Annotated in this window: 15 protein-coding genes and 1 pseudogene; 9 read left to right on the top strand and 7 right to left on the bottom strand. The window is 72.5% G+C overall.

Annotated elements, in window-relative coordinates; translation table 11 throughout:
• A partial coding sequence (locus K5S26_RS17295) for an integrase core domain-containing protein (protein WP_221860196.1) occupies positions 1-209 on the top strand: 209 nt, incomplete at its 5' end.
• Positions 210-399: 190 nt separating this feature from the next.
• Here K5S26_RS17295 and K5S26_RS17290 read toward each other — a convergent pair.
• The 5 genes from K5S26_RS17290 to K5S26_RS17270 are packed head-to-tail and all read right to left on the bottom strand — an operon-like array spanning position 400 to position 5,030.
• Positions 400-1,230: a class II fructose-bisphosphate aldolase gene (locus K5S26_RS17290; RefSeq protein ID WP_221860522.1), complete on the bottom strand. Its 831-nt coding sequence runs from the start codon at positions 1,228-1,230 to the stop codon at positions 400-402.
• Complete coding sequence (locus K5S26_RS17285; RefSeq protein ID WP_221860520.1) at positions 1,227-2,186, bottom strand: 1-phosphofructokinase family hexose kinase; 960 nt, start codon at positions 2,184-2,186, stop codon at positions 1,227-1,229. The genes K5S26_RS17290 and K5S26_RS17285 overlap by 4 nt, the downstream gene beginning before the upstream one ends.
• A complete protein-coding gene (locus K5S26_RS17280; RefSeq protein ID WP_221860518.1) occupies positions 2,171-3,301 on the bottom strand; it encodes an N-acetylglucosamine-6-phosphate deacetylase in 1,131 nt (376 codons plus the stop codon). The genes K5S26_RS17285 and K5S26_RS17280 overlap by 16 nt, the downstream gene beginning before the upstream one ends.
• On the bottom strand, positions 3,298-4,158 hold the full coding sequence (locus K5S26_RS17275) for an ROK family protein (protein ID WP_221860516.1): 861 nt from the start codon (positions 4,156-4,158) through the stop codon (positions 3,298-3,300). Before K5S26_RS17275 ends, K5S26_RS17280 begins: the two co-directional genes overlap by 4 nt.
• Entirely contained in the window at positions 4,155-5,030 is an 876-nt protein-coding gene (locus K5S26_RS17270) for an SIS domain-containing protein (protein WP_221860514.1), read from the bottom strand. Before K5S26_RS17270 ends, K5S26_RS17275 begins: the two co-directional genes overlap by 4 nt.
• 143 nt (positions 5,031-5,173) lie before the next feature.
• Between K5S26_RS17270 and K5S26_RS17265 the strand changes: the two genes are divergently transcribed.
• The 8 genes and pseudogenes from K5S26_RS17265 to K5S26_RS19335 all read left to right on the top strand — a co-directional run bounded on the left by K5S26_RS17265 (position 5,174) and on the right by K5S26_RS19335 (position 13,907).
• The gene (locus K5S26_RS17265; protein ID WP_221860513.1) at positions 5,174-5,971 is read left to right on the top strand and encodes a DeoR/GlpR family DNA-binding transcription regulator; all 798 of its coding nucleotides are present in this window, start codon (positions 5,174-5,176) and stop codon (positions 5,969-5,971) included.
• Between the two features lie 243 nt (positions 5,972-6,214).
• Complete coding sequence (locus K5S26_RS17260; RefSeq protein WP_221860511.1) at positions 6,215-7,444, top strand: Gfo/Idh/MocA family protein; 1,230 nt, start codon at positions 6,215-6,217, stop codon at positions 7,442-7,444.
• On the top strand, positions 7,441-8,742 hold the full coding sequence (locus K5S26_RS17255) for an ABC transporter substrate-binding protein (protein ID WP_221860509.1): 1,302 nt from the start codon (positions 7,441-7,443) through the stop codon (positions 8,740-8,742). The genes K5S26_RS17260 and K5S26_RS17255 overlap by 4 nt, the downstream gene beginning before the upstream one ends.
• Positions 8,739-9,650, top strand: a complete 912-nt coding sequence (locus tag K5S26_RS17250) for a carbohydrate ABC transporter permease (protein ID WP_221860507.1) — start codon at positions 8,739-8,741, stop codon at positions 9,648-9,650. Before K5S26_RS17255 ends, K5S26_RS17250 begins: the two co-directional genes overlap by 4 nt.
• Entirely contained in the window at positions 9,643-10,584 is a 942-nt protein-coding gene (locus K5S26_RS17245; RefSeq protein ID WP_221860506.1) for a carbohydrate ABC transporter permease, read from the top strand. The genes K5S26_RS17250 and K5S26_RS17245 overlap by 8 nt, the downstream gene beginning before the upstream one ends.
• Positions 10,585-10,616: 32 nt before the next feature.
• Complete coding sequence (locus K5S26_RS17240; protein WP_221860504.1) at positions 10,617-12,047, top strand: DUF4832 domain-containing protein; 1,431 nt, start codon at positions 10,617-10,619, stop codon at positions 12,045-12,047.
• A gap of 115 nt (positions 12,048-12,162) precedes the next feature.
• Positions 12,163-13,533 (top strand): annotated as a pseudogene (locus K5S26_RS17235) (MOSC domain-containing protein); the annotation flags it as partial.
• Positions 13,488-13,907 (top strand): 2Fe-2S iron-sulfur cluster-binding protein, encoded by a 420-nt coding sequence (locus K5S26_RS19335; RefSeq protein ID WP_372454424.1) that lies wholly within the window; start codon positions 13,488-13,490, stop codon positions 13,905-13,907. The pseudogene K5S26_RS17235 and the gene K5S26_RS19335, both read left to right, overlap by 46 nt.
• 73 nt (positions 13,908-13,980) lie before the next feature.
• Here the strand turns inward: K5S26_RS19335 and K5S26_RS17230 are convergent, their stop codons facing one another.
• Positions 13,981-14,685, bottom strand: a complete 705-nt coding sequence (locus K5S26_RS17230) for a M48 family metallopeptidase (RefSeq protein ID WP_246604206.1) — start codon at positions 14,683-14,685, stop codon at positions 13,981-13,983.
• A 5-nt stretch (positions 14,686-14,690) separates the two neighbouring features.
• Positions 14,691-17,906 (bottom strand): type I restriction endonuclease subunit R, encoded by a 3,216-nt coding sequence (locus K5S26_RS17225; protein WP_221860498.1) that lies wholly within the window; start codon positions 17,904-17,906, stop codon positions 14,691-14,693.
• Between the last annotated feature and the right edge of the window lie 21 nt (positions 17,907-17,927).

The raw sequence follows: 17,927 nt of genomic DNA, 5'->3' as shown, positions 1-17,927 counted from the left end.
CCACAAAGCCGCACTGCCCCTGGCAGAACGGCAAGGCCGAGCGCTTCAACCGCACCATGCAGGAATACTGGGCCTACCGCGCGCCTTACGCCTCCAACCAGCACCGCGCCGACGCGCTCGCCCCCTGGCTCGAGCACTACAACTACGCTCGACCACACACCGCCTGCGGTGGCCAACCCCCGATCAGCCGAGTGTCACCAACCTCATGACCGAGTACAGCTAGCGCCGCCGGAGCCAGCGCTGCCAGGGCCGCGGCGACGCCGTCGTCCGAGACGCCGGCGAGGCGCAGCTCGTCCGGGACGGTCGCCTCGGGACCGAGGAGGCCGCTCAGGCGGGAGACCACCGTCGGGTCGGGATCCGGAAGGCCTCCGGGGAGCCCCAGGATCCGCGCGCGGTCGGTCACGCAGCCGCCAGGAGCGTCAGCAGTCGCGCGACCTCCGCGCCCACCGCCTCGCGGCCCGGGGCGACGTAGCGGCGCGGGTCGACCCGCCCCTCGGACATGGCGTCGCGCACGGCGTCGGTGAAGAGCGCGTTCAGGTGCGTCGAGATGTTGACCTTCGTCATCCCGGCGCGCACCGCCAGCCCGAGCTGCTCGTCGGACAGACCCGACGAGCCGTGCAGCACGAGCGGTGCCGGGGTCGCGGCGGCGAGACGCCCGATGAGCGCGTCGTCGACGGCGGCCTCCCGGGTCGTCATCGCGTGCGAGGTGCCGACGGCCACGGCGAGCCAGTCTATGCCGGTCGCCGTCACGAACCGCTCGGCCTCGGCCGGGTCGGTGCGCGCCCCCGGGGCGTGCACGCCGTCCTTGCCGCCCACCTCGCCCAGCTCGGCCTCCACCCGCACTCCGCGCTCGTGGCAGTGCCGGGCGACGTCGCGGGTGAGCGCGACGTTCTCGTCGTACGGCAGCGTCGACGCGTCGAACATCACGCTGTGCAGTCCCAGCTCGACCGCCTCGTGCACCAGCTCGACGTCGTCCGCGTGATCGAGGTGCACGAGCGAGGGCACCGAGAGCGCGTCCGAGATGCTGAGCGTCGCGCGCGCGATCGGCGCGAGGCTGCCGTGGTACGCGACGCAGTTCTGGCTGATCTGGAACACCACCGGCAGGCCGGCGCTCTCGGCGCCCTCGGCGATCGCCTCGGCGTGCTCGAGCAGCACGACGTTGAACGCGCCGAGGCCGGTGCGGCCGCGCCGGGCCGTGGAGACGATGTCGGTCAGGGGGGTGGCGATCACGGGGCGGGTCTCCAATCGGGATCTGCGCGGGGCAGGGGGTGGGAGGGCGGCGGGGACAGACGGGCCGAGAGCAGCGGCAGCGCATCGACGTCGATCTCACCGGCGACGGGGCTCAGCACCGCCGCGGCGCCGCAGACCGCCGCCCAGGCGAGGGCGTCGCGAGGGCCGAGCCCCGCGGCGAGGGCGGCGATCAGCCCGGCCGTCGCGGCGTCGCCGGCGCCGGTGGGGTTGCCGTCGACGCCGGGCACCGCGGGCTGCTCGTGCACGGCGCCGTCGGGCGTGCGCAGCAGGGCGCCGCGCGCGCCGCGCGACATCACGACCACCGCGCCCGACCGAGCGAGCAGGCGCAGGGCGGCGTCGCGGTCGTCGTGTCCGGTGGCCTCCGCGACCTCGCCCTCGTTGGCCTTGACGACGTCGGCGCCCGCCTCGGCGGCTGCGAGCAGCATCGGCCCGCTCGTGTCCACGGCGATGCGGGCCCCGCGGGCGTGTGCCGCGGCGACGAGCGACGCGATCCTCTCCGGGGTGGTGCCCGGCGGGAACGACCCGGCGACCACGACCCAGTCGCCGGCGCGGACCGCGCGGGCCACCGCGTCGCCCGCCTCCGCCCACTCCGCGTCCGAGAGCGCGGGGCCGGGCTCCGCGAGCAGGGTGGGATGCGCGTCCCCGTCGACCACCGCCACCGTCGTGCGGGTCTCGCCGGCGATGGTCCAGGGCAGGACCGGCACCCCCAGCCGGGCGAGCCGGTCGGCGACCCAGTCTCCGGACGCACCGCCGAGGGGCTGCAGCGTGGCCACGTCGCCGCCGAGCGCGCGCAGCACCCGGGCGACGTTGATCCCCTTCCCCCCGGGCAGCCGCCGCACGTCCTGGACGCGCAGGGTCTCGCCGAGCCGCTGCCGCGCCACCGCGTACGTCACGTCGATCGCGGGATTGGGGGTCACGATCAGGAGACGAGCCATCGGCCGTCCTTCATCGTGCGGCGCGAGCCGTCGGCGCCGAACGCGACGAGGTCGGCGCGGTCTCCCGCGCGCAGCGTCGACGCCGCGAGCCCGGCCACGCGCGCGGGCCGCGCCGACGCCGCCTCCGCCAGCGTCGCGGCAGGGACGCCGCGTCCCAGCAGCCGGCTCACCGCGGCGCCGAGCGTCGTCGTGCTCCCCGCGAGCGACCCGCCGCCCGCGAGCCGCGCCACGCCGTCGTCGACCACGACGCGGGACCCGGCGAGCTCGTAGGCGCCGTCGCCGAGGCCGGTCGCCGCCATCGCGTCGGAGACGAGGACGAGCCGGTCGGCCGCCGCGCGCAGCACCACGTCGATCGCGGCGTCGTCCACGTGCCGGCCGTCGGCGATGAGCTCGACGGCGGCGCGCTCGTCGCCGAGCGCCGCGCCGGCGACGCCGGGGTCGCGGTGGTGGAAGGGACGCATGCCGTTGAAGAGGTGGGTGACCAGCGTGGCGCCGGCGTCCATCGCGCGCGCCGCGGTCGCGGCGTCCGCGTCGCTGTGTCCGATGGCGGCGACGACCCCGTGCCGCACGAGGGCGCGGATCGCGTCGAGGGCCCCGGGCAGCTCCGGCGCGAGGGTCACCACGCGGACGGCGCCGTCGCCGGCCTCGATCAGCCTCTCCACCTCGTCGGGGCGCGGCGCCCGCAGCAGGGCGGCGGAGTGCGCGCCACGTCGCTCGGGCGACAGCCAGGGCCCCTCGAGGTGCAGTCCCGCGAGGCGGCCCTCCCGCACGAGCGGCCGCAGCTCGCGGATGCGCAGCGCGGTGTCCTCGGGGGTGCCCGTCGCGAGCGAGGCGATCAGCGTGGTGGCGCCGTCGGACCGGTGGTGAGCGATCGCCGGCTCGGGGTCGACGCCGGGGTGCGAGAAGTCGGCCCCGCGGGCGCCGTGCACATGGATGTCGACCAGGCCCGGCAGCACGAGCTCCGCGCGGTGCTCGGGAAGCCGTCCGCGCAGGCGGTCGGGCACGGCGCCCTCGCCGCGCTCGCGCACCATCCCGCTCTCGACGAGCAGCCAGCCCGGTGCGGTGCCTCCGTCGTCTCCGGGAAGCGCGGCCACGATCAGCTGCGGCGTGGTCACGGGCCGTCCGTCGCGAGCAGCGCCGCGCCGAGCGCGGCGGCGCGGTCGCCCAGTGCGGCGGTGACCAGGCGCGGTGGGCGCAGCTGTCCCATCCGCGCGCGGAGGGCGTCCGCCAGGGGGACGAGAAGGGTGTCGCCGGCGAGAGCGAGGCCGCCGCCGAGCACCACGGTCCGCGGCGAGACGGCGGCGACGAGACTCGTCAGGGCGTCGGCGAGCACGTCGACGGTGTCGCGCCACACGGCCACGGAGGCGGGGTCGCCCGCTCGCACCCGCTCCACGACCGCGCGCGCGTCGGGCAGACCCGCGCGCGCGGCGGTGCCGGCGGCCGAGGCGATCTCCTCGACGCGCCGGCCGGCGTGCGGACCGTGCGCGATGAGCGGCTGACCGATCTCGCCCGCCCAGCCGTCGGACGCGATCGGGCGGCCGTCCACCAGGAGCGCGGCGGCGATGCCCGTGCCGATCGGGACGAAGGCGACGACGCCCTCGGCGGCGCGCGCGGCCCCGAGCCGCGCCTCGGCGAGGGCTCCGGCGCGCACGTCGTGGCCGAACGCGACCTCGCGGCCGAGGCGTTCGCCCAGCAGGCGGCGGAGGGGGACGTCGCGCCAGCCCAGGTTGGCGGCGTGCACCGCCACCCCGCGGGCCTCGTCGACGATGCCCGGCACGACGACGCCGACCGGCGCCTCCGGCGACGGCGTGAGCCCGGCGACCGCGTCCGCCACCGTCTCGACGACCCCGGAGCCGGTCGGGTCGGGGGAGGGGGTGGGGCGTCGCAGCTCGGCGACGATGCGGCCGTCCGCGACGGCGACCGCCTTGACGGTGGTGCCGCCGACGTCGACGCCGATCACCGCCGCGCTCACGTGAGGATGACGGAGCGGGTGAGCGAACGCGGGCGGTCGGGGTCGAGGCCCTTCGACTTCGACAGCGCGATCGCGAACCGCTGCGCCACGACGAGGCGCGCGAGCGGGTCGAGGTCGTGCTCGACGAACGTGGCGCCGGTGGCGGCGACCTCCGCGGGCAGCCCGTCGGGCGTGCCGCCGAGGCTCCAGACGAGGCGTCCGGGCTGGGCGATCGAGATCGGCCCGTGGCGGTAGTCCATCGCGGGGTAGGACTCGGCCCAGAACTGCGCTGCCTCGCGCGTCTTGAGCGCCGCCTCGTAGGTGAGCCCGACGGCCCAGCCGGTCGCCACGAACGAGCACTGGTCGACGGAGGTGAGGGCGGTGACGTCGATCTCCAGCGCCTTCCGCGCGTCGGCGATGGCAGCGGCGAGGTCCTCGCCGAGGTGCGCGCGCAGCAGCGCGACGACGCTGGTAGCGAAGCGGGTCTGCACCACCGACCGCTCGTCGGCGAACGGCAGGGCGACGGTGTCGTCCGCGTGCGCCGCCGCCGGCGAGTCGGCGACCGCGGTGATGAGCGTGGTGGGCCCGTCGACGCGCTGCAGCAGGTCGACGATCTCGGTCGTCGTCCCCGAGCGCGAGATGGCGACGACGCGGTCGTAGGCGCGGCCGTCGGGGAACTCGCTGCCCGCGAAGGCGTCGGACTCGCCGAGGCCCAGCGATTCGCGGCGCACGGCGATCGCCATCGCGACGAACCAGCTGGTGCCGCAGCCGACGAAGGCGACGCGCTCGCCCGTTCGGGGCAGCGCGTCGGGCGACGACCCGGCCAGCGTCGCGGCCTCTGCCCAGACCTGCGGCTGGGAGGCGATCTCGTCGTCGACGAAGGTGCGGGTCATCGTTCTTCTTTCCTCGGTGCGGGACCACTCGCGGAGACCGGAAGACGCCTCTGCGATCATGTGTGATCGTTTAAGGAGTATTTGAGCAGAATCAATCACGGACGTCAATCCACGGTGTGGGACGATGACCGGGGAGGGTGCGCATGAATCAGCAGCAGCGGCTCAATCGGGTGCTCGAGCTCATCAGCGAGCGCGGCAACGTCTCGATAGCCGACGTGAGCGAGACGCTCGCGGTCTCCACGGCGACCGCGCGTCGCGACCTGAACACGCTCGCCGATCAGCGCCTCGTGACGCGCACGCACGGCGGGGCCTCTGCCCTCGGCTCCGGCTACGAGCTGCCGCTGCAGTACAAGATCGCTCGCCAGGCCGACGCCAAGCTCGCGATCGCGCGGGCCGTGGAGGCGCTGATCGATCCGGGCTCGACCGTCGGGATGAACGGCGGGACGACGGTCACCGAGGTGGCGCGCGCCCTCGGCCGCAGCGAGCGGATGCGTTCGATCGCCGGCGAGCCGGGCGTGACGATCGTGACCAACGCGCTGAACATCGCGTTCGAGTCGTCCGTGCGCGAGAACATCAAGATCGTGGTGACGGGCGGCGTGCCGCGCCGCCAGTCCTACGAGCTGATCGGCCCGCTCGTGTCCGCGTCGCTGCGCGACTTCAGCCTCGACGTGGCGGTGCTCGGGGTCGACGGGCTCACCGCGGAGTTCGGCGCGACCACCCTGCACGAGGGCGAGGCGGACGCGAGCAGGCACATCGCCGCTGTCGCGCGGCGAGTGGTCGTCGCGGCCGACCAGACGAAGATCGGACGCAGCACGTTCGCGCGCATCGGGTCGCTCGAGACCGTCGACGTGCTGGTCACCGACGCCCCCCTGCCGGCCCGCGTCGCGGCGCAGTTCGACAAGGCCAGCGTCGACGTGGTGGTGGCGCCGCCCGTCCGCTGAGCCTTCGGCGCCGTGGGCGGGCACGCTCTCCGGCGCTCGCCGTCGATCGCGCGGTGGTCGTGTCGCGAGCGCGCATCCCCCTGGGGACCGTCGTGTGTTTCGGTCGCGTAAAACCTCCGTGGCCGATGTGGTCGCACCGGATGACCGACCCTAATGTCTAGTCATGCTCGTTTATGCCCACACAGTGACAAAATCGCTCAGGCGATGCATGATGAGGTGCATGCACAGTGAGGTGAGCGTCTGATGACACGTCCCGGAGGACCCATCGAGGCCGGCGTCCGCGTCGCCGTGGTTGGCATCGGCGCGCGCAGCGTCATCGCCCATCACGTCCCCGCCGCGCACCCGGGCGCCCGGGTCGTCGCGACCGTCGACCCGTCGCAGACCGGTCGCGCGCGCTCGGCCGAGCTCTTCCCGGGCGTGCCGACCCACGCCGACGTCGCGTCGCTCCTGGCCGCCGAGGACGTCGACGCCGCCATCGTCACCTCGCCGGACGACACCCACGCCGACATCGCCGTCGCGCTCCTCGCGGCGGGCGTCGCGGTCTACCTCGAGAAGCCGCTCGCGACCACGCTCGCCGACGCCGACCGCGTGCTGGCCGAGGCCGCGCGGACGGGCACCCCGCTCTACGTCGGCCACAACTTCCGCCACGCCGCCGTGGTGAGGCGCATGAAGGAGATCGTGGACCGCGGGGACATCGGCGAGGTCAAGACAATCTGGGTGCGCCACTTCGTCGGGAACGGCGGCGACTACTACTTCAAGGACTGGCACGCAGACCGGTCGCGCACGAACACCCTGCTGCTGCAGAAGGCCAGCCACGACCTCGACGTCGTGCACTACCTCGCGGGCGCGTACACGCGTCGCGTGGTGGGCATGGGCTCGCTCATGGTCTACGGCGACGTCCAGGACCGGCGCGAGCGCGTCGGCGAGACGATGCCCGACTGGTTCTCGTTCGACAACTGGCCGGCGACGGCGGCCACGGGCCTCAACCCGGTCGTCGACGTCGAGGACGTGTCGATGATGATGATGACGCTCGACAACGGCGTCCTCGCCAGCTACGAGCAGTGCCACTTCACGCCGGACTACTGGCGCAACTACACCGTGATCGGCACGGAGGGGCGCCTCGAGAACGTCGGCGACACCGCCGGCGGCGTGGTCAAGGTCTGGGACCGGCGTCGCGAATGGTCGGTGACGGGCGACGCCGAGCACCCCATCGAGGGCGTCGCCAGCGGCCACGGCGACGCCGACCTCGACACGATGCGCGAGTTCCTGCGACACCTCGTCCACGGCGAGCCCACCGTCGTGTCGCCCCTCGCCGCACGCGCGGCCGTCGCAGCCGGCGCGCTGGCGGCGCAGTCGCTCCGCGACGGATCCCGTCCGTTCGACGTGCCTCCGCTCCCCCAGTCCGTGCTGTCGCACTTCACCCGAGAGACCCCCCCACCCCTGCAGCAGTCCCCCGAGAGGAAAGACCGATGATCCGAACCCCCTTCGCGCGTCGTGCCGCGGGCGCCCTCGCCCTCGGCGGCGCCGTCGCGCTGACCACCACAGCGTGCGGCGGCGGCGGCCCCGCCGAGTCCGGTGCCTACGAGACGGCGCCGAGCGACCTGTCCGCGACGATCACCTACGGGCTGTGGGACCAGAACCAGGTGCCCGCGCTCGAGGAGAGCATCGCCGCGTTCAACGAGCAGTACCCCGACATCACCGTGAACCTCAGCGTGACGCCCTTCAGCGAGTACTGGACGAAGCTGCAGACCCAGGCGTCCAGCGACACCCTGCCCGACGTGTTCTGGATGAACGGCCCGAACATCCAGCTCTACGCGCTGGGCGGCAAGATCGAGCCGATCACCGGTGCCGTGGACGCGGGCGACATCGACCCGGCCAAGTACCCGGAGTCCCTCGTCGACCTCTACACCGTGGACGATGTGAGCTACGGGGTGCCGAAGGACTTCGACACCATCGGCGTCTGGATCAACACCGAGCTGTTCGACCGAGCCGGCGTCGAGGTGCCCTCCGCCGACTGGACCTGGGAGGACTTCCAGGACGCCGCCGCGGAGATCTCCGAGGCGCTCGCCGACGAGGGCTCCTACGGTGCGGCCGGCGGGATGGACGGGCAGACCACCTACTACGACACGGTGTTCCAGGCCGGCGGCGCGATCGTCGAGGACGGCGCCTCGGGGTACACCGAGCCCGCGACGCAGGCGGGCCTGCAGTTCTGGGCCGACCTGATCGCCTCGGGGGGCTCGCCGTCGATGTCGCAGCTGACCGACACGTCGGCGGACCAGTGGTTCACCTCCGGCAAGCTGGCGATGTACTGGGGCGGCAGCTGGTTCCGACCGGCGCTCGTCGACGTGCCCTTCGCCGACAGCGTGGACGTGCTGCCCCTGCCCCGGGGTGAGGAGCAGGCCACCGTCATCCACGGCGTCGCGAACGTGGTCGCGTCGTCGTCGGAGAACAAGCAGGCCGCGCAGGCGCTGCAGGCCTACCTCGCGGGCGAGGAGGCCCAGCTCCGGCTCGGCGAGGCCGGGTCGATCATCCCCGCCTACGAGGGCACGCAAGAGGCCTTCACCGCCTCGATGCCCGACGTCGACCTGCAGGTGTTCCTCGACGCCGTCGACTACTCGGTCCCGCTGCCGGTGTCGGCGAACACCTCCGCCTGGAACGCGCTGGAGTCGGAGCTGCTGCCGCAGGCGTTCTCCGGCGAGCGGACGGTGGAGGACGTCACGGCCGAGCTCGCCGAGAAGATGGACGAGGCGCTCGCGAAGGAGACGCCTTGACGGACGCCGTCCGGCCCACCAGCCGTCGTGCCCCGCACGACGGCTGGTGGGCCCTGCTGTTCGTGGGGCCGCTGCTGCTCGGCATCGGCGTGTTCTACCTCTGGCCGATCGTGCAGACGGCCGGGTTCTCGCTCACCAGCTTCGGCGTCTTCGGCGACGCCGCCTTCGCCGGGATCGAGAACTACGCGCGTCTGTTCACCGAGCCGAACTTCTACCTCTCGCTCGGCAACACGCTGCTGTACACCGCGATCGTGCTGGTCGGCGTGCCGATCGCCGTGGGGCTCGCGAGCATCCTGAACCTGCCCGGACTGCGCTTCGCCGCCGTGTACCGCGTGCTGTTCTTCCTGCCGTACGTCGCCATGCCGACGGCGATCGCGTTCGTCTGGCGCATCATCTTCAACGGCGACTTCGGGCTGGTCAACCACGCGCTCGGACTCGTGGGCATCGACGGTCCCTACTGGACCAGCACGCCCGGCTTCGCGATCGTCGCCGTGGCGATCGTCGGGCTGTGGTCATCGCTGGGCTTCTCGATGATCGTCCTCGCGGCGGGCCTGAAGAACATCCCGCCGGAGCTCTACGAGGCGGCGTCGCTCGACGGCGCGAGCCGCTGGCGCCAGTTCCGCGCGATCACGGTGCCGCTGCTCACACCGAGCATCTTCTTCGTGACGATCGTCACGGTCATCGCGTGCTTCCAGCTCTTCGATCTGCTCTACGCGATCCTCGGCACGACGGCCACCAACGCCTCGCTGCCGAAGAGCATGTCCCTCGTCTACTACTTCTACCAGGCCGGCTTCGTGAACAACGAGAAGGGCTTCGCCGCGGCGGTCGCGATGGTCATCTTCGTGATCATCGGCTGCGTCACCCTGATCCAGTTCCGGATGCAGCGGCGATGGGTGCACAATGACTGACGCTCTCCGCACCGAGTCCCTCCGCACGGCGACGGAGGTCATCACCACGCGCCGCCGCGACCCCGCCGACGGCCGGCCGTCCGCGGCCCGTGCGGCCCGTGCCCGCGCCCGCCGCACGGGAGCCCGCGGCGAGCACGCCGTCGCCCATCTGGTGCTGGGGCTGGGCGCGCTGATCATGGCGTTCCCGTTCGTGTGGCAGCTCATCATGTCGCTGTCCACGAACGCCCAGGTGCAGAGCGTGACGCCCGTGTTCTGGCCCGGCGAGCTGCAGTGGGGCAACTACGTGGCGGTGTTCGAGCGGCTGCCGTTCTTCCAGCAGTTCGGCACCTCGGTGCTGATCACCGCGATCCGCACCGTCGCGCAGCTCGTGCTGTGCACGATGGCCGGCTACGCGTTCGCGCGCCTGCGCTTCCGGGGGCGAGGGGTGCTCCTGGCGATCGTGCTGTCGATCCTGATGGTGCCGTCCCAGGTGTACCTCCTGTCGCAGTACCAGATCGTGCAGGGCCTCGGCCTGCTAAACAGCATCGGCGGCCTCGTCCTGCCCGGCCTCTTCAGCGCCTTCGGCACCTTCCTCATGCGCACGGCGTTCCTGTCGATGCCGCAGGAGCTCGAGGAGGCCGCGCGCCTCGACGGCGCGAACACCTGGCAGATCTTCTGGCGCGTCATGCTGCCCCTCGCCGCTCCGACCATGAGCGTGCTCGCGATCACGACGGTGCTGTGGTCGTGGAACGAGCTGCTGTGGCCGCTGGTCGTCACGAGCTACAGCGCGGACATGCCGCTCTCGGCGGGCCTGGCCACGCTGCTGAGCGACCGCACCACCGACTACCCCGTCGCCATGGCCGCGAGCGTGCTCGCCATGGCGCCCGTGCTGATCGCGTTCATCGTGCTGCAGCGCCGGGTCATCGACGGTCTCGCCTCCAGCGGGCTCAAGTGAGCCCGATCGTCACGACAGCAAGAGAGGTCTCCATGCGCAAGCTCATCACCACGCTCGGGACGGCAGTGCTCGTCCTGGCCGCCCTGGCGCCCGTCGGCGCCTCCGCCGCGACCGCGTCCGACGATCCCGTCGTGGTCCTCTACGAGGAGGACGGCTCCGTCATCGCCAACCCGGAGCGCGGCTTCTACCACCACACCGAGACGCACTACCGGGCGGACGGATCGGGGTACGTCCCGCTCGACCCGGGGGTCCTCGCGGGCTATCGCGCCGAGGGCATCACCCAGATCCTCCGGGTGTTCTACCTGGAGGCGTTCGTCGACAGCCCGACGCTCGACCCGGCCTTCCTCGACCTGGTGCAGGCCGACTTCGACGCCGCTCGTGAGGCCGGCGTCTCGGTCATCACGCGCTTCGCGTACGCGCAGGGCGGCGACTGGCCGTACGTGCCGCCCTACGGGGACGCTCCGCTCGACGTCGTGCTCGCCCACATCGACCAGCTCGCCCCCGTCCTGCAGCGCAACGCCGACGTCGTGCCGGTGGTCCAGAGCGGGTTCGTGGGGCTCTGGGGCGAGGGCTACTACACCGACCACTTCGTGACGGATCCCGCCGACCCCGGCACCGTGACCGACGCCGACTGGGAGAGCCGGGCCGCCGTCGTCGACGCGCTGCTCGAGGCGCTGCCGCCCGAGCGCGGCGTGCAGGTGCGCACGATGCTGGCGAAGCAGCGGCAGCTCGACGTCCCGACCGGCGCGGCGGGCGCGATCGACCCGTCGGACGCCTACAGCGGCAGCGACGCGTCCCGCATCGGGCACCACAACGACTGCCTCCTGGCCGCGCCGGACGACTGGGGCACGTTCCTGTCCGACCCGATCGAGCTCGACCAGGAGTACCTCGAGGCGGACAGCGCGTTCGTGCCCGTCGGGGGCGAGACCTGCAACGTCAACCCGCCGCGGTCCGAGTGGCCGAGCGCGAGCGCGGAGCTCGCCCGGTACCACTACAGCTACCTCAACCGCGACTACCACCAGGACGTCCTGGCGAGCTGGGGCACGGAGGGCCTCGCCGAGACGGCCCGCCGGCTCGGCTACCGCTTCGTGCTGACGCGCAGCGAGGTCGAGCAGACCGCGACGGGCGCCCAGGTCACCGTCGAGGTGCGGAACGACGGCTGGGCCGCCCCGTACAACCCCCGCGACGCCGTGCTCGTGCTCGCCGACGGCGATCGCCGCGTCGAGCTGCCGTTCGCCACCGGCGGCGACGCCCGCCGGTGGGCGCCGGGCACGACGACGACGCTGACGGCGGAGATCCCCGCCGCCGACGTGGGGTCGGGGACGTACGAGCTCGCGCTCGGCCTTCCCGCGGCCGACGCCGGCACCGCGGACGACCCGCGGTTCGCGGTCCGGACCGCGAACGTCGGGACGTGGGATGCGGCCGCAGGGCTGAACCTGCTGGGGCAGACCGTGCACTGGTGACCCGCGGCGCGCCCCCGGTCGTGCCCGTCGCCGCTGTGGCGGCGGCACAACCGGGGGCGACACTGTGGGCCCCCGCCACGTCGCCCCGCGGGTCGTCCTTCCCTAGCCTCGCTACATGAGACTGCTGGGCTTCAACGCGGGCAGGATCCGCCCGCAGCTCATCGACGGCGAGGTCGTGCGCACCGGCTACGTCAAGTCGCCGGTGCCCGAGCCGTGGCGCGTCACCGACGCCGGCGCCGAGGGGGACGAGGTCGCCGCGCACACCGACCACCTGTATGCGTTCGACCGGGCGAGCTACGACCACTGGGCCGCCGAGCTCGGCGCCGACCGCGCGGCGTGGGGCGACGGGCACTTCGCCGAGAACCTGACGGTCGATGTGCTGGACGCGTCGCTGCTGCGGGTCGGCGACCGCTTCGCCCTCGGCGAGGCCGAGCTCGTGGTCACCGGGCCGCGTGTGCCGTGCTGGAAGCTCACGTGGCGGCTGGGTCAGCCCAAGACGTTCATGCGGCGGTTCCGCCTGTCGGGCCGCTCGGGCGTCTACCTCGGCGTGCTGCGCCCGGGCCGCGCGCGGCCCGGCGACGAGTTCGTCCCCTTGGGCGGGGAGGACGACCGGCCCACCGTCGTCGAGCTGTCCCGGCTGTGCGATTCGGGCACGCGCATCACGCCGGACGAGCGCGCCGTCATCGACCGGGCCCTCGCGTCGCCGCACCTCAGCGCCACGGTCCGCGCCACGCTCGACCTGAAGGTCGCGGGCATCGAGCGCGAGTCGGGCGCGTACGCGGGCGGGTGGAAGGGATGGCGGCCGTTCGACGTCGACGAGGTCGTCGACGAGACGGCCGAGATCGTCTCGGTGTCGCTGCGTCCGCGCGACCGCGGCGCCCTGCCGGCGCCCCGGGCGGGGCAGCACGTGGTGGTGCGCCTCGCGGAAGCAGGGCGGGAGCCCGTCGTGCGCACCTGGAGCCTGTCGAGCTTCTCGGCGCGCCCCGAGCGCTACCGGATCAGCGTGCGCGTCCGACCCGACGGGCGGGGCAGCCGGCTGCTCGCGCGTGCGGGATCGGGCGCGGTGTCCGTGGAGCTGCGCGCACCGGCCGGCCGGTTCCACCTCGATCGCGGCACGTTCCGCCCCGTGGTGCTGGTGGCGGCGGGCATCGGGATCACCCCGATGGTCGCGATGATCCAGGCGCATCTCGAGCGCGGGCCGGGCATGCCGCCGCTCTGGCTGCTCTACGGCGTGCGCACCCCCGAGGAGGCGGCCTTCCGCCACGAGCTGGAGCGGGTCTTCGCCGGGCACGACGACCTGCACCTGCACTGGTTCCTGACCCGGCCCGCGGGCGAGCCGCCCGTGGGCGAGGTGCACGAGGGGCGGATCACCGCGGAGCGCGTCGTCGAGGTGATGCGCGACAACTACATCCCGACCCCCGGCGGCCGGGTGGACGTGCCGTGGTTCGAGAGCGACGCCTATGTCTGCGGCTCGCCGGAGTTCGCCGAGGCCGTGCGCGAGGGCCTGATCTCGGCGGGCGCGAACCCCGACCTGGTGTTCGCCGAGGACTTCGCCGCCGCCGCGTCCGCGCCTCTCGCGCCGCTTCGGCGGACCGATGCGCTCGTGCGCTTCGGGCAGGGCGGCCCGGACACGGCGTGGGAGGCCGCGACGGAGAAGACCTTGCTCGAGGTCGCCGAGGACTCCGGTCTCGAGCCCCCTACGACTGCCGCGTTGGTACCTGCCGCACGTGCGAGTCGCGGCTGCTGTTCGGCGAGGTCGACGGGGCGGTCACGACCCTGGCCGACGGCGAGCGCCGCGTCCTGCCGTGCGTGAGCTATCCGCGGTCCGATCTCGTGGTCATCGAGCCGTCGCCCGGATGACCCCCGCCGCGCGGGTCCGCCGGCCGGCGCGGGCGCGGGGAGAGGTCAGCGGCTCTGGCCCGACCCCGCCGGGTCAGGCCAGAGCACGCTCCAGCCGCGTCTTGCGGCGTTCGTAATCCGGCATGGCCGCGGCCAGCACGCGCCAGAACGCCGGTCCGTGGTGCGGCTCGATGCGATGGGCGAGCTCGTGCGTGATGACGTAGTCGATCGCGTCGGACGGCGCGCGGACGAGGGCCGGCGCGAGGCTGAGGACGCCACCCGGGGACATCGATCCCCAACGCGTGCTCATCTCCCGGATGCGCATCGAGACGGGGGCGACCGCCGCTGTGTCGAAACGCCGCAGGCACTCGTGAAGTCGCCGCGCGAAGACCTCCGTCGCACGATCCCGGTACCAGGCGTGCACCAGCCGCTCGGTCTTGTCGGCGTCTCCGAAGCGCACGCCGTCGACGAGCAAGAATCCGCGGATCAGGCGCACGCGACGATGGGTCGCGTCGGGGTTGCCTACGCGCAACCGGTACTGCCGTCCCAGGTACAGATGTGTCTCCCCGGGCAGCCACGTGCGTGGCGGGGTGCGCGGCCGGAACTGCTCGAAGTACTGCCGCTGCGCGGTGATCCAGCGTCCGTGCCGCGCGACCCGTCGCACGACCTCCTCGTTCGCCGCGTGCTCCGGTGCGGTGACGATCACGTTTCCTTCGTCGTCTACGGCGATGTCCAAGGTGGTGCGCGGGCGACGCCGGAGGGTGAAGGTGATCGTGCCGGCACCGTAGGCGGCGGTCATCGTTGTCACGGGAATCTCGCCTTCGCGATTCTCAGCACGGCGCCGCGGATCGCGTCCTCGTCCTCCGGGGAGAGCGCGACGCTGTGCCGATCCTCGACTTCATTCCACAGGTAGTCGTCGATGGCGTTGGCGAGGTCGTGCTGGGCCTCCACGTTCTCCCAGAATCCGACGATGTGCCGGTCGCGCGCGAGACAGACGAGCTCGACGGCGACGTCGGCCACAAAGCTCATGTCGACGCGCGGTGACGCGCCGGAGACCGGGAAACGTCCGACGATCTCCGCGAACACGGCGGCGGACGGCTCGTCGTGCGATACCTGGGACGGGAGATCGTCGTGACGTCGCGCGTGCGCGACGTCGTCGGCGTGGGCACGCATCCGGGCGAGGTAGTCCACCTCCGAGATCCGGTGGGCGCGGTGCGCCTCGATGGTCTCCTCGATGAGCTCGCTGAACCGCCGGTACAGGGCCGGGTCCTCGTCGATCCGCTCCGAGATGCGCCGGCGTGCGGCGCTGGCGATCCGGTCGGCGCGCGCGGCGGGGGTCCCGCCCTGTTCGACGGCGGCGTCGTGCACGGCAGCGGGGTCGGTGAGGTCGAGGGCGTCGATCACGACGCGTGCGGGCAGCGCCAGCACGTGGTCGTCGAGGAGGTGCTGCACCTTCGGCTCGTAGTCGCGAAGGTCGACGCGCTCGTTGTAGCGGAACTGCACGGATCGGCGCAGCTGGATGAAGGCGGCCCAGTCTGCCTTGTAGCGGTCCAGCCGGTCCGCCGGCACGGCGTCCTCGACCGTGGCGCTCGACAGTGCGATGTGCAGGGTGCGGGTGAACGCGGTCAGCCGCTCGTAGAACTCCTCGCGCACATCGATCGGCTCGAGGTGCTGCTCCATCGCCTCTTGATCGTTCCTCGCGACGCCGTTGAACACCGCCCAGACGGCGTCCCAGCGGGCGGGCAGGCGCGCGATCTCGTCGCGCACGCTCACCACCGCGCCGAGCAGGTCGCCCTCGTCGAAGCCGTCGAGCGCGCTGTAGGCGGTCAGCGCCTGGTCGAGCTCCTGCAGCAGCCCCTCGTAGTCGACGATGATCCCGAAGTCCTTCGCCGGGTCGGTGTCGTGAGGCGGCTCGTAGAGGCGGTTGACACGGGCGATCGCCTGCAGCAATGTGTGCTCGCGCAGCGTACGGCACAGGTAGAGCACGGTGTTACGGGGCACGTCGAAGCCCGTGAGCAGCTTGGAGACGACGATCAGGATCTCCGGACCACCGGGCGTCTTGAACGCGTCGATGACGTCTCGGAGGTATGCGCCTTCAGTGCCGTGCTGCCGCATCGTGTCGTTCCAGAACCGTCGCACCAGCTCCCGCGACTCCTGGTCCGCCGCTTCGATGGTCTCGTCATCGCCGGGCGCGGAGATGACGACCTCGCTCGTGACATGACCGATTTCCTGCAGTACGTGATGGAACCGGATCGCCGATGCCTTGTCGGGCGCGACGAGCTGGGCCTTGAGACCGGTGCCCTGCCAGTGCTGCCGATAGTGCTCGGAGATGTCGAATGCCTTGGCACGGATCACCTGGCCGGCGCCCGCGATGCGGTCGGCGCGGGAGAACTTGCGCTTCAGGTCGGCGCGCTGCTCGGTCGTGAGCCCCGCGCTGATGCGGTCGAACCACGCGTCGACGGCGTCCGACGCGAGCTGCTTCTCGATGTGACGTCCCTCGTACAGCAGTGGGACGACGGCTTTGTCGTCGTTGGCGTCCTTCATCGTGTAGCGGTGGATGAGCGGACCGAAGGTGCGCATCGTGTTCTTCTCGCGCTTGAGCAGCGGAGTGCCGGTGAAGCCGATGAAGCTCGCCGCGGGCAGAGCACGGTGCATCCTGCGGGCGAAGGCGCCGTACTCGCCTGACTTCGCGGAGTGGCTGCGGTGACTCTCGTCGACGAGCACGAACACGTTCGGGTCGTCGTCGGGCGTCGTCCCCTCCAGGTGCGCGGCGGCGTTCTCGAACTTGTTCACGATCGTCGTGATGAGCGGAGCGCGCGTCGCGATCAGCTCCGCGAGATGCTTGCCGGTGCGGGCGCGCACGGGCTCCAGCTCGCAGGCGCGGAAGGTGTCGCGGATCTGCACGTCGAGGTCGTCCCGGTCGGTCACGAGCACAAGGCGCGGCTCGTCGATGCGCGGGTCGAAGGTGAGCGCCTTGCCGAGCATGACCATCGTGAGCGACTTGCCCGATCCCTGCGTGTGCCAGACGACACCGCCGGGCCGGGTCCGCCCGGCCGCGCACGAGGTGACGCGGTCGATCGTCTCCTTGACGGCGAAGTACTGCTGATGGCGCGCGACCTTGCGCACCCCGCTGTCGAACACCGTGAACGTGCGCACGAGCTCGAGCAGCCGCTCGGGCCGGCACAGCGCGTGCAGTAGGCGATCCTGTTCGCTCGGCACGCGCTTCTCGAGGGATTCGAGCTGCTCCGCGGGGCCGCCGAAGAGGTCTGCGAGGGTGCCGGGTGCGAGCGGGCGCCGTACGGCCTCGGCCACTGCGCCTTCGGCGTCACGCGCTTCCCGCCACGGTGTCCAGAACCTCTTCGGTGTGCCGGCGGTGGCGTAGTGCGCCTCGCGGCGATTGGTGGCGATGAGCAGCTGCGCGAACGAGAAGTAGGCGGGGATCTCTTCCTGCCGCTGGTAGCGCAGCAGCTGGTGGTCGGCGTTCGCGATCGGATCGGAGGGACGCTTGCACTCGATCGTGACGAAGGGGATGCCGTTGACGAACGCGACCACGTCGAGGCGGTTCGCGTGTGTGCTGCCTGTGCGCTCGACCTCGTACTCGACCGTGACGTGGTACGTGTTGTTCGCCGGATCCGTCCAGTCGATGTAGCGCACCTGTGGGCTGATCGAGGTGCCATCGATGGTCTTCGGGATGGCGCGGCCGCGCACGAGGTCGTCGTAGACGGCGCGGTTCAGCGTCGCCGCGCCGGTGCGCAGGGCAGGCTGCGGCAGGAGGCGGCGGATCGCCTCCTGCGCGTCAGCGAGATCGAGCGGGTACTCCTGACCGCGCCGGCGCACCCGGTTCAGGGCGACGATGCGCTCGGCGAGCACGTCCTCGAGGATCGGCGTGCGACGCCGCCCGCCCCGCATCGCGAGCGCATCCGCAGGTGAGAGCGGCCGGAAACCCAGCGCGGCGAGCATCTGCACGGCGGGCACTTGAGACTGCCACTTCTCGCTCGGGTCGAACGTGGCCTCGGTCATGGCGCACCGCCCTCGTCTTGT

This window comes from Microbacterium marinilacus, assembly GCF_019753765.1.
GTDB lineage: Bacteria > Actinomycetota > Actinomycetes > Actinomycetales > Microbacteriaceae > Microbacterium > Microbacterium marinilacus.
This window is presented reverse-complemented; position numbering and strand designations above follow the sequence as displayed.